This is a genomic window from Oleiphilus sp. HI0043 (assembly GCF_001634935.1).
On sequence record NZ_LWEY01000861.1, the window covers coordinates 1 to 11,928 of the forward strand.

The 11,928-nt window shown below is 43.7% G+C and carries 13 protein-coding genes and 2 tRNA genes; 12 read left to right on the forward strand and 3 right to left on the reverse strand.

Annotated elements, in window-relative coordinates; all coding sequences use genetic code 11:
• The first annotated feature begins 56 nt into the window (after positions 1–56).
• The 7 genes from A3729_RS09690 (at position 57) to nadA (ending at position 5,366) form a co-directional block, all read left to right on the forward strand.
• Complete coding sequence (locus tag A3729_RS09690) at positions 57–656, forward strand: cell envelope integrity protein TolA (protein ID WP_231877399.1); 600 nt, start codon at positions 57–59, stop codon at positions 654–656.
• A gap of 48 nt (positions 657–704) precedes the next feature.
• Positions 705–2,006, forward strand: a complete 1,302-nt coding sequence (gene tolB, locus A3729_RS09695) for a Tol-Pal system beta propeller repeat protein TolB (protein ID WP_068511018.1) — start codon at positions 705–707, stop codon at positions 2,004–2,006.
• A 174-nt stretch (positions 2,007–2,180) separates the two neighbouring features.
• Positions 2,181–2,768, forward strand: coding sequence for a peptidoglycan-associated lipoprotein Pal (pal, locus tag A3729_RS09700; protein ID WP_231872114.1), 588 nt, complete (start codon positions 2,181–2,183; stop codon positions 2,766–2,768).
• A gap of 5 nt (positions 2,769–2,773) precedes the next feature.
• Positions 2,774–3,676: a tol-pal system protein YbgF gene (gene ybgF / locus A3729_RS09705; protein WP_068511016.1), complete on the forward strand. Its 903-nt coding sequence runs from the start codon at positions 2,774–2,776 to the stop codon at positions 3,674–3,676.
• A gap of 114 nt (positions 3,677–3,790) precedes the next feature.
• Positions 3,791–3,866, forward strand: a tRNA-Lys gene (locus A3729_RS09710).
• Between the two features lie 123 nt (positions 3,867–3,989).
• A tRNA-Lys gene (locus A3729_RS09715) sits at positions 3,990–4,065 on the forward strand.
• A gap of 260 nt (positions 4,066–4,325) precedes the next feature.
• Positions 4,326–5,366 (forward strand): quinolinate synthase NadA, encoded by a 1,041-nt coding sequence (nadA, locus tag A3729_RS09720; protein ID WP_068507815.1) that lies wholly within the window; start codon positions 4,326–4,328, stop codon positions 5,364–5,366.
• A gap of 35 nt (positions 5,367–5,401) precedes the next feature.
• Here the strand turns inward: nadA and A3729_RS09725 are convergent, their stop codons facing one another.
• The gene (locus A3729_RS09725; RefSeq protein WP_068507813.1) at positions 5,402–6,841 is read right to left on the reverse strand and encodes a M48 family metalloprotease; all 1,440 of its coding nucleotides are present in this window, start codon (positions 6,839–6,841) and stop codon (positions 5,402–5,404) included.
• Positions 6,842–7,021: 180 nt separating this feature from the next.
• Here A3729_RS09725 and A3729_RS09730 point away from each other — a divergent pair, with 180 nt between their 5' ends.
• A complete protein-coding gene (locus A3729_RS09730; RefSeq protein ID WP_068507810.1) occupies positions 7,022–7,258 on the forward strand; it encodes a sulfurtransferase TusA family protein in 237 nt (78 codons plus the stop codon).
• Between the two features lie 84 nt (positions 7,259–7,342).
• Positions 7,343–8,410 (forward strand): AI-2E family transporter, encoded by a 1,068-nt coding sequence (locus A3729_RS09735; RefSeq protein ID WP_068633754.1) that lies wholly within the window; start codon positions 7,343–7,345, stop codon positions 8,408–8,410.
• Positions 8,411–8,461: 51 nt separating this feature from the next.
• On the opposite strand, the gene A3729_RS09740 is transcribed toward A3729_RS09735, so the two are convergent.
• Together A3729_RS09740 and A3729_RS09745 are read right to left on the reverse strand one after the other, a co-directional pair.
• Positions 8,462–8,923, reverse strand: a complete 462-nt coding sequence (locus A3729_RS09740; protein WP_068507806.1) for a peroxiredoxin — start codon at positions 8,921–8,923, stop codon at positions 8,462–8,464.
• Positions 8,924–8,972: 49 nt separating this feature from the next.
• The gene (locus A3729_RS09745; protein WP_068507804.1) at positions 8,973–9,515 is read right to left on the reverse strand and encodes a glycine cleavage system protein R; all 543 of its coding nucleotides are present in this window, start codon (positions 9,513–9,515) and stop codon (positions 8,973–8,975) included.
• A gap of 179 nt (positions 9,516–9,694) precedes the next feature.
• Here A3729_RS09745 and dapA point away from each other — a divergent pair, with 179 nt between their 5' ends.
• The 3 genes from dapA to A3729_RS09760 form a co-directional block, all read left to right on the forward strand.
• A complete protein-coding gene (gene dapA / locus A3729_RS09750) occupies positions 9,695–10,570 on the forward strand; it encodes a 4-hydroxy-tetrahydrodipicolinate synthase (protein ID WP_068507802.1) in 876 nt (291 codons plus the stop codon).
• Positions 10,570–11,640, forward strand: a complete 1,071-nt coding sequence (gene bamC, locus A3729_RS09755; RefSeq protein ID WP_068507801.1) for an outer membrane protein assembly factor BamC — start codon at positions 10,570–10,572, stop codon at positions 11,638–11,640. The genes dapA and bamC overlap by 1 nt, the downstream gene beginning before the upstream one ends.
• Before the next feature lie 116 nt (positions 11,641–11,756).
• Positions 11,757–11,928: phosphoribosylaminoimidazolesuccinocarboxamide synthase (locus A3729_RS09760; RefSeq protein WP_304439712.1), on the forward strand; the 172-nt coding region annotated here is incomplete at its 3' end.

The window sequence follows — 11,928 nt, forward strand, 5'->3', positions numbered from 1 at the left end:
CTCTAGAGAAGAAAAAGGCTCTAGAGAAGAAAAAGGCTCTAGAGAAGAAAAAGGCTCTGGAGAAGAAAAAGGCTCTAGAGAAGAAAAAAGCTCTGGAGAAGAAAAAGGCTCTGGAGAAGAAAAAGGCTCTAGAGAAGAAAAAAGCTCTAGAGAAGAAAAAGGCTCTGGAGAAGAAAAAGGCACTGGAAAAGAAAAAAGCACTGGAACTTGAAGAAGCCCTAAAAATCAAAGAGCGTGAATTGGCTCGACAAGCTCAAGAGAAAGTCTTACTGGAAAAGATGCGTAAGCTTGAAGAGGATCGACTTTTAGAAGCAAAAGCTGCTGAAGAAAAGGCGCGCCAAGCTGAGCTCGAAGCCGCGCATGCCTTTGAAGTGAGTGAGGTCGAGCGTTTTATGGCTGCAATTAAACGTAAGGTGCAAACCAGATGGCGTATTCCTCCCAAATCAACCGGTTTAAGCGTCACCTTAACAATAGAGCTTTTACCAAGCGGTGAGTTAAAAGCGGTTGGGATTAAAAGTACTAGCGGAAACCCGGTCTATGATCGCTCAGCAGAGCATGCTGCTAGCAGCATTAGTACCTATCCTGTTCCTGATGATGTAAATATATTTGATCGGCACTTTCGTAAGTTCTCGATGCGATTTTCACCTGTTGATTAGTGAACGTTTTTTAGATAAATGTTCTTGTGACGAAATTCTGAGGTTTGAATGAAGAAGTTTCTAATACTGATATTAACTGCATTTGTATCGGCAGCAGTAAATGCCGAGCTTGTAATCGAAATAGAGGTGGGCTCGGCAAGTGCTCAGCCTATTGCGATCGTTCCGTTTGCAAATAAAAATGCATCGCCATTGCCTGAGGATGTATCCAAAATTATTGCAAACAATCTTCAACGAAGTGGTGATTTTGATACCTTGCCGACCTCGCGTATGCTCGGCTTACCTGAACGCTTCGACCAGGTGCACTTCAGAGACTGGCGTAGGCTAGGGCAGAGTTATATTGTTGTTGGGAGTGTCACGCATCAAAATGGTTCTAAGCAGGTAATAGTAGACTATGAACTTGTTGATATCTTTACTCAAAAATCTCTCATTAGCGAGCGAGTAAAAGCAAGCCCTACAAGCCTTAGAAAAACAGCGCATTATATTAGTGACCGTGTGTATCAGCAGATTACGGGTGTCCAAGGCGTGTTTTCTACCAAGATCGCATATATAACCGTTAAAGAGTTAACCAACAAGCAGCGTCAGTACCGCCTAAATGTTGCAGATGCTGATGGGAAAGGGGCTTATACACTGTTTACTAGTCGCGAGCCTATGTTGTCTCCTTCATGGTCTAATGATGGGCAGCACCTGACTTACGTGTCTTATGACTCTGGTCGCCCAGCAATTTACATTCAGCATGTGATTTCAGGAAATCAAAGAAAGGTGACCTCGTTTAAAGGCTTGAATGACTCGCCTATGTGGTCGCCAGATGATTCCTCTCTGGTAATGACCTTGTCGAAAGATGGCAACGCCGAGTTATATAGTTATGACTTGGCTCGTGATCGCACTGAGCGATTAACATTCGACTCAGGTATTGATACCGAGGCAAGCTGGTCACAGGACGGTAAAAGTGTCGTATTTACAAGTGACAGGGGCGGGAGCCCACAGGTTTATCGTATGTCTCTGAGAGATCGTATTCCGGAGCGCTTGAGCTTTGTTGGGAAGTATAATACCAGGCCTCGCTACAGCCGCGACGGTAATAGTATTTTTTACGTCCACAAAAGTACCGAGCCGGGTGATCAAGGTTTTCATATTGCAGAAATAGATATCGAGACGGGGGATCAAAGAATTCTCACCTCAACATCGCTGGATGAGTCGCCAAGTGTTTCACCAAATGGGCGTATGATTATATATTCGACCTTGCGCGGTGGTAGCAAAGTTTTAGCGGTGGTATCGGTTGATGGTGGTGCGAAATATTTTTTACCATCTAATAAGGGCGATGTGCTGGAGCCTGCCTGGTCACCTTTTTTGTAGATTATTAATTATTGGATATAAACCGGTAAAAATAAAAGCTTTTCGCTAAAACCCGCTTGTGTTTTATAGTGCATCCGGTAAGCTTTGTATGATAATAAGTCAAATGATTTTAGTGTGAAAAGCGTACGATTTGACAAAGAATACTTGAATCCCCACCAAAAAAATGAAGGTAAGATGATGAAATTAAATTCGATCAAGCTGTTCCTGGCGCTTATTTTTTCGATTTTAGTACTAACTGGTTGTGAAAGCTTAAGTACTGAAGATGAGTTCACTGCAGACGAAGTTCCAGCTGCACAAGACGAAAACCAATCTGAAGACAGTGCTTCAACCGGCGGTACAGTTTCAGGTGCACCAGACGCTGATCAAATTAGTGTTGAAGAGCAGGCTGCTCAAAGAGCTAAAGAAGCTGCTATGGCCGAGCAAGCCGCTTTGCGTGAAATGAGAACTTTTTACTTTGAGTTTGACCAGTCAACTGTTAAGTCTGAGTCACGTCCTGCATTGGCAGCTCACGCGGCTTACTTATCTGCTAACCCATCGTCAAAAGTTGTGATTGAAGGTCACTGTGATGAGCGTGGCACTAAGGGTTACAACGTTGCATTAGGTGAGCGTCGTGGTAACTCGATTGCTAAATTCCTAATTGTAAATGGTGTTTCTAAAGCTCAAATTGAAGTAGTTAGCTACGGTGAAGAACGTCCTGCAAATGCTGGCCATAACGAAGCAGCATGGGCTCAAAACCGAAGAGCTTATATTGAGTATCAATAATCATTATGATGATTGATAAGACTCTCGCGCGGAGCTGTTTTTCAGCTCCGGCGCTATTACCAGTTACCCTCCTGTCCTTTCTTGTTATTTCTGCTCCTCTTTCTGCGCGAACACTAATTTTTCAGTCAGAACAAAACAATTCTGCGCCCGAAGCGTCAGCGCCTGCTGAACAAACAGCGTTGCCTTCGGCTCGGCCTGTTAGTGCGCCTGTCGCACTGCCGGTTCAAAGCTCTGCAAATAGTGAATTGTTTTTTATGATCGAGGAATTGCAGCAGCAGCTTAAGGCTCTTAGAGGTGTTGTAGAAGAGCAAGCTAATGAGATACGTCACTTAAAGCGAAATGCGAAGGCTAGATATCTTGACCTGGACTCAAGAGTGTTGGCTTTGTCCAAGCAAGCCAAGTCAAGTGGGTCGAGTTCTACTGTTTCCAATACATCCTCAGTCGTTTCGCCTAGCCTAAGTGTGAATGGAGAGTCAGAAGGTACGAAAGCAAGTGTTGTTACTGATGTCGCTGTCGAGCCCAAAAAAGCCAGTTCGGCTGAAGCAAAGCAGGCATATCAAGAGGCTTATGGGCTTATCAAAGACAAAAAGTTTGACGAGGCGGTTACAAGTTTCTACACGTTTATCGAGAAATACCCAGATGGGCCTTTAACAGGTAATGCCTATTATTGGTTGGGAGAGATTTACTTAGTCTTACCTCAGCTAGAGCAGGCTAGACAAGCTTTCTCTATCGTTGTGCAGGCATACCCTGGTCACAGTAAGGTTGCTGACTCTCTATTTAAGCTTGGTGTGGCATATGATCGCTTACAGAACCCGACTGAGTCTCAAAGATACTTAAGTGAGGTTCAAAAGCAATTTCCTGATAGTACCGCTGCCAAACTAGCAAAAAGTTATAAGATCAATCGCTAAGCGACTGAATTTTATAGATTTTTCGTATAATTTTATAAAACTGTAAAACTAATGTAATTTTTTTGAAATTGCGCTTGTTATTTTCTTAAAAATCATTACTATATGCGCCTCATCGGGTCGTTAGCTCAGTTGGTAGAGCAGTTGGCTTTTAACCAATTGGTCGCAGGTTCGAATCCTGCACGACCCACCATTTTTCTCCGCTGTTCTAATGTAGAGAAGTTGGTGGCAACAGAGCCGATCGATGAGCATAAAATGTTGAAAAACATTGTCTAAACTTGATGTTACTAGCATCGCTAGTTCACAAGATTCCAGCGGGTCGTTAGCTCAGTTGGTAGAGCAGTTGGCTTTTAACCAATTGGTCGCAGGTTCGAATCCTGCACGACCCACCATTCCCTTCGAAAGTCCGCTGTCCCAATATTTCCAGCTAATTCATTAGTTTTAACATATAGTCATTTGTTAGTCTGCGCTCGCTGCTTCGATCTGCTTGCGTTGGTACTCAATCAATTATAGATTTTACTGTCACAAGGATTATACTATGGCACCCAAATTTTAGGTGCAGCTTCACATTAGTGTATTGTGTGTTTGAGTGGCTTCTAGTTAGTAAGAAAAATAGATTCGAACTTTAGATATATCTTTAGATAGGAACGACATGGCAAGTATTGAAGATCGCGTTTTGGTTCAAGAGCATTTAGCGCATGAGCATCTCTCGGCTAGAGAATTAGATCAGGCCAAGGTTGCAGATTACAAAGAGAAGATTAAATCGCTACTTAAAGAAAAGAACGCCGTTATCGTTGCGCATTACTATACAGATCCTATTGTACAGGCATTGGCTGAAGAGACTGGGGGATGCATTTCAGACTCTCTAGAGATGGCGAGGTTTGGTAAGGAACACTCAGCTGAGACTCTGTTGGTTGCTGGTGTGCGCTTTATGGGCGAAACGGCAAAGATACTCAGCCCGGAAAAAACTGTACTAATGCCAACGCTCGAAGCGACTTGCTCACTAGATATTGGCTGCCCGATTGAACAGTTTGAAGAATTTTGTGACCAGCACCCTGATCGAACTGTCGTTGTTTACGCTAACACGTCCGCCGCTGTTAAAGCCCGTGCAGATTGGGTAGTCACCTCAAGCATGGCCTTAGAGCTTGTAAGTTATCTTGATAAACGTGGTGAAAAGATACTGTGGGGGCCTGATCAGCATTTAGGTAACTACATAGAGAAGCAAACAGGGGCTGACATGGTAATGTGGCAGGGTTCTTGTATTGTTCATGAGGAGTTTAAGGGGCAGGGTATAAAGGACCTTATGAAGGTTTACCCTGATGCCGCGGTACTTGTGCATCCGGAATCTCCGCAAAGTATGGTTGAACTTGCTGATGCGGTCGGTTCAACGACTCAGCTTATCAAAGCGTCGCAAGAGTTGCCGAATCAAGAATTTATCGTCGCTACAGATAACGGTATCTTCTATAAAATGCAGCAGTTGTCGCCTGAGAAAGTCTTTATCGAAGCGCCCACTGCCGGTTCTGGAGCGACCTGCCGATCCTGTGCACATTGCCCGTGGATGGCAATGAACGACCTGGAAAATATGTACTTGGCATTAAGTGAGGGGAGTGGCGAAGTAGAGGTCGACTCCGAATTAAGAGCTGGTGCACTTAAGTCCCTTCAGAGAATGCTAGACTTCTCAGCTACGTTGTAAATAACTTTGGCTTTCCATTCACCCTGTTTGCGCGTTTAAAACAGCGGGTTTTCTTTGATGGCATAGAAGAGGTCCAGTCTTGACTGGATCTTAAGTTCATCAAGCTCACTTGTGGTTTTTTTCAAGGCAAGGCTAAGCTGCTCGATAGCTTGATTCATTCTAGCGGTAAGGTAGAAATATTCTGCTCGTGCTTGGTGCAAATGCGCGATATCACCAGCGAGCCCCGCTACCTCAGCAAGTAAGTACCAAATCTCGGGGTCTTCAGGGTAACGTAGGCTCATTTTAGTGAGTAGATGATTCGATTCCTTAATTTTGTTTGCATCAAGATACGCTTTTGCCAGCGCTCGAGATAAAGAGTAGTTGTGAGGGTTCCTGCTTAATTGTTGCTCAAGGGTGCTGATTGCATCGGTGTGGCGGCTGGCATTGGATAATGCTTGCGCATAGATGGTGTTGATCGATATCTGGTTAGGATACTGCTCTAATAGTTTTTCCAGAAGCTCAATCGTTTTGAGGGGCTTGGTTTTTAGGTGAGCATAGGCAAGGCCAAATGTCGCGGTACTAATTTGTGTCGTATTACCCTTTTGCAGAATATTGTTGAAGTATTCAACTGCAGCTTGCCTGGATTCCGCATAGTCACTAATGATCATGTTTTTACTAAAGTGAAAGTCAATGTCATCTCGATAGCGTGCTCTGGGGTACTGCTCAGCCCTCCCTCGCGTATCACTAATTCGCGTATCGGACAGAGGGTGTGTTGATAGATATTCTGGGAGGCTCTCTGCTCTGAGCCCTGTTTGTTTGTACATGCGTTCAAACATCTTTGGCATTGCTCGCGGGTCGAAAGCTGAGTTTGCTAAAATCTTAATACCTAGGCGGTCAGCCTCTTGTTCGTTTTTGCGTGAAAACTTTAGTTGTTTCTCTGCACTAAGTGCCTGAGTGCTTGCCAGTGCAGCGACGCCAGCTTCTGAACCAGCTGTCGCAGCAATAATTGCGCTTGCCAGAAAGCCGGCGAGTGTCAGTGGCGCCGCGAGCTTTTGTCGTTCGAGCATGCGGGCGTAGTGTCGTTGGCTGAGGTGGGCGAGTTCGTGAGCAATAACGGATGCAAATTCTTGTTCGGTATTGGCGTTAAAGAATAACCCTGCGTTTACGCCAATAATGCTACCAGGTACTGCAAAGGCATTTAGGCTTGGATTGTCGACAATTGTAATGGTGAAGTCGCGATCGATTACGGCAGAGTTTGGCGCGAGTTTATATACAAGGTTGGTGAGGTATTCGGTGACTAAAGGATTATCATAGGCTTGGGTGTGGCGTCTAAATGTGCGCAACCAAGCGTTGCCTAGGGCTTTTTCTTGCTGGATTGAAACGAGGTTTGACGAGCTATTGCCAAGGCTAGGGATTGTATCAGTGCTCGAGTCTGCGTGAGTGCTCGATATTAGTAAGCAGAGTAGTAAAAAGCTAAGGCTTTGTCGTCGTGGCATCTTCGATTGTATTGTATGGTGTGTTAGGTTCTTAGATATAGGCCGAATTCGGAGCAGATGCAAGTGAATACTTTGTCAGAATGAACTAGGGTGGCAGCTGTCTGAGATTAGCTTGTATAACCTCCTGTCGCTGCTATAAGATGTTCTTTCCTTGGGTTTTGTTTTTATTGATAGGTAGTTATGCAATTCGATTATTTAGTAGATGCTTCTGGTGAGGCCTGTCCGATGCCGTTGCTCAAAGCTAAACAGCAATTAAATAAGATGTCGGCTGGTGAATGTGTCAAAGTGATCGCCACTGATAAGGGCTCCGTTAGGGATTTCGCTTCGTTTATAGCTTTAACAGCTCATGAGTTAATCGAATCTTCTGAAGAAGACTTAGAATCGTCGCGCTTTGTGTACTATATTATTAAGCGCTAAGGCGTTTCATTCCCGCTTAGTATTCTAATTTATGGGCATTGATTTTAGTAAGTGTCCGGTTTCAAACCTCTTTTAGGCAAATTTATGCTCCAGGTATTACGGTCTTGGGTTGACCGATATTTTTCAGACGAAGAAGCTGTTGTGCTTTTGATTTTAATCGGCGCAAGTTTGGTGTTTATATCGCTTTGGGGCGACATTATGGCGCCGGTTATTGCCAGCGTTATCCTCGCATATGTGCTTCAAGGCTTTATTGCTTATCTCGTGTCCAAGGGAATGAACAATAAGGCTGCGATTTACAGTTCTTATATATTATTCCTAGGGGTAGTGTTCGGTTTTATATTTTCGGTAATGCCGTTGGTATGGCGACAGCTCTCATCGTTGGTCGGAGATGCGCCCAATATTCTTAACAATCTTAAATCTCATATTTTTACCCTACAAGAAGATTATTCTCATATTATTACTATATCGGAGCTTGATGCCTTAGTTCAGCAGGCTACAGGAGAGGTTGCTAATTTCGGTCAGTGGTTAGTGTCACAATCTATTGAGGGTGTTCCCGTGTTTATCACGGCTATGATCTATTTGATTGTCGTGCCCTTGTTGGTTTTTTTCTTTGTTAAAGACAGAGACTCAATCGTTAACTCTATTGTCGGTATCTTGCCCAAGAATAGGCGCTTAATGACTCAGGTTTGGGAGGAGATGAATCTCCAGTTCGCAAACTATGTTCGAGGAAAGTTTGTTGAAATCGCGGTTGTAGGTGGAACAACATATATTGGCTTTATTTTTATGGGTCTTAATTATGGGGCTCTATTGGCTATTCTGGTTGGCTTATCTGTTGTTATTCCTTACATTGGTGCCATATTGGTGACAATACCCGTAGCGCTCATTGCCTTATTCCAATTTGGCCTGCATGAAGAGTTTTACTACGTCATGCTAATTTTTCTGGTGATTCAGGTGATCGATGGAAACGTTCTAGTTCCATTGCTATTTTCAGAGGTTGTTAATCTTCACCCAGCGGTAATAATTGTATCGGTATTATTTTTTGGTGGTATCTGGGGGGTGTGGGGCGTGTTTTTTGCCATCCCTCTGGCTACGATGATAAAGGCTGTTGTCACTGCCTGGCCAAGAAGAGGGGGAGTAGAAACTTCTATCTAAACTAGCGAAATTTAGTAATAGTGGCGCTTGTTATGGCGCCACTTCTTTTGACTAGAGACTTTTGCAAGCCTTGAGTACTTCAGCAACATGGCCTTTGACTTTTACTTTGCGCCATTCCTTAACAAGAGTGCCTTCTGCATTGATGATAAAGGTGCTGCGTTCAATTCCCATATATTCTTTGCCGTAAAGCTTTTTAAGTTTAATTACGTCAAAAAGCTTACAAAATTCTTCTTCCGGATCACTGATTAACTCAAAAGGGAATTCATGTTTCTTTTTAAAGTTCTCGTGAGTGCGCATAGAGTCTCTTGAAACACCTAGAATCTGAGTGTTGCAGGCTTCAAATTCTTTAATTGAGTCCCTGAACTCCTGGCCTTCAGTTGTGCAGCCTGGCGTGTTGTCTTTTGGGTAAAAATAAATAACCGTATTTTTGCCCTTTAAGCTGTCATTCGTTATCTCTGTTTCTGACGTTGCTGCGGCAGTGAAGGCACCGACCTTTTCGTTTAAAGTTACCATTTTATGCGTAGCCCTTAGTTGCTGTGTAGTGTTAAGTTAAATAAGTTTGCTAGCGCAAAGGTTCAATGATCGCGTCGAGGTTACGTTCGTCGCAAAAGTCCATAAACTCATCTCTCAAGCTAGCAATGTGAGTATCAGCTGACAGTCGAATTGTCATTGATAGATTAAACATTTGTGTACCGGTGTGCGGGGCACTGTAGGTTCCGGTTTGCAAATCATCAATGTTTATATTCTGAGAGGAAAAGTACTGTGCAATCTCGTGAACGATACCCGGGTTATCCAATGCAACAACGCTAACCGTATACGCTAGTGCAGGGTGGCTGTCCCGCTGCTGTGTTTGCTTCGCAGTGGTGGTAAGACCAAGTGACTCGGACAGTGCTGGTAGGCTCGCTTCAAGTTTTGCTATAGCATCCCAAGCGCCGGAAACCATCATTATCACGGCGAATTCGCCCCCGAGCACTGTCATTCTACTGTCTATGATATTGCATTGGTTGGTCGAGCAGGCTTTTGCTAGCTCATTAACGATACCTGGCTTGTCGGTGCCAATAGAAGAAATAACCAAAAAGTTTGGTTTGTGATCTGTATTGCCCATAATTTCGCCTTAGTTGAGTGGGTTGTTGGACGATATTTTTGTTTCTTTGCCATATAGTAAGGCATGTTTACTTGTGAAAAAACCATCTCGGCATTAACATACGCGATTGTTTTTACTTTGTACCGTTTCAGTATCTGTTTTTGAGTAAAAAGTGCGCAGATATTTTCTTGGAGATCAATATGATTGAAGGCAGCATTGTTGCCCTGGTAACGCCCATGTTTGAAGACGGAAGTCTTGATTGGGAACGTTTGGATTCCCTGCTGGACTTCCATGTCGAAAAAGGAACTAATGCTATTGTTGCTGTTGGTACCACTGGTGAGTCTGCAACGCTCGACCCTGCAGAGCATTGCAGCGTTATCGATCATATAATTAAACGTATTGCTGGAAGAATTCCTGTTATCGCTGGCACAGGCGCAAACTCTACTTCAGAGGCTATTGAACTCACGCGTGAAGCTAAGAAGCTTGGTGCTGATGCATGCTTGCTGGTGGCGCCATATTACAACAAGCCTACTCAAGAAGGCCTATACCTTCATCATAAAGCGATTGCTGAAGCAGTAGAAATTGATCAGATTCTTTACAACGTACCGGGTCGAACAGTTGTTGATATGCAGAACGAGACGGTTCTTCGTTTAGCTGATGTACCTAATATTGTCGGCATTAAAGACGCCACAGGTGATATTGCTCGTGGCAGTGAACTCATCAAGTCCTTAAATGGCAAAATGCCGGTCTATTCGGGTGATGATGAAACTGCTTATAAGTTGATCTTGGCGGGTGCCAAAGGCAATATTTCAGTTACAGCTAATGTACTTCCTGCTGAGATGAGTCAGCTTTGTCGCCTAGCGCTTGATGGTAAGGCTGAGCAAGCTCAAACTTTGAATGATCAGTTGGCGTCAGTTCACGAAGCAATGTTCGTTGAAGCTAACCCCATACCTGTTAAGTTCGCGTTAAATAGAATGGGTCTGATTGGCTCAGGTATTCGCTTGCCATTGACTGAGCTAAGCAAACAATATCATTCGCAAGTAGAGTCTGCGTTAACAGCGAAAAAACTGATTTGATGAGTGATATAACTATTAAAATTATTGCCCGTCGGGCCTTACTGGTTTTTTCTGCTTTCGCATTAACGGCATGTGGGCTGATCAAAGACAGATCTGGGGAGTACAATGCTGCTGAGACAAGCCAAAGGATTACTGTGCCGGAGGGGTATTCAGATCTAAAAATTGGTTCTCGTTATCCTATTCCGAACGTTGATCGTAAAGCGGCCAGTTCTGATCAGGAGGGTTATGAGCTACCTAAACCTCCAAATGCTACGGCAGCTTTAAGTGCAGATCCATATTTGGTTGAGTCAATTGAAGATCAGACCTGGCTGCGCTTGTACTCTTCGCCAGGAAAAGTTTGGCCAATGCTCGATTTTTTTTGGCAAGAGCAGGGCGTAAAAACTAGCCAGCAGTTAATCCAGCAGGGTTATGTAATGACTCAGGCTATTGCCGAAAGCTCACCGTTGTATGAGCTTGTGCGTGAGTCCGGGATGACAGGGCAGGTTGCTTTACTGGCAAACTTACTTCAAGGTGTTAGGCGCAATACTGCCGAGCTACAGGTGAAGCTAGTGCCAGCGGGAGGTGTTCTTACTGAAGCCTCATGGAGTAAGGCTGCATCTTTACCTAAGGTTGAAACAAAGATACTAAATGCGGTTGGCGAGTTTGTTAGTTCAGATGTCCAGCGAAATAGACACTCCCTACTTGCAAATGACATTAGTGGTGAACCACGTGTTTTTTTGCTAGAAGATGATCAAGGCGGAAAGTACCTAAAGCTAAACCTTAGTTACCTTCGGTCATGGAGAGAAGTAGGTAAAGCGCTTAAAGCTTCAGAGGTGCTGGTTTCTGATATAGATCAGTCGCAAGGAAAGTACTTTGTCAGTTATTTAAGTCGAGATGAGCTGGATTCATGGTTTTCGACGGAAGAGCATCGTCAAGAAAAAGCTAAAGAGCATAACTTCTCTATCGAGATATCCGGCAGCGCACTCGAACAGGCTGATGCCTATGAGGTTCGAGTCAAGGCCTTGAATGATAGCTTTGACTCCAATACAGCTACCGAACTATTAACGATTATTTTTGAACACATATCATGATTTGATATGTGTTTATTGCCTAAATAGCTGCGATATCATTGCTCATTAAAACACTATAGAAATTTTTCAATACTATTGCTCTTAATCTTAGAGCCACTCTCGGGAGTTTCCTTTTTATGCAAAAGCAGAAAGAACTTTACGCTGGTAAAGCAAAATCAGTTTATACCACAGAAGATCCAAACAAATTTGTTCTTTTGTTTAGAGACGATACCTCTGCTTTTGATGGCGAGAAAATGGAGCAGCTGAATCGAAAGGGCATGGTAAATAATAAGTTTAACGCTTTTATCA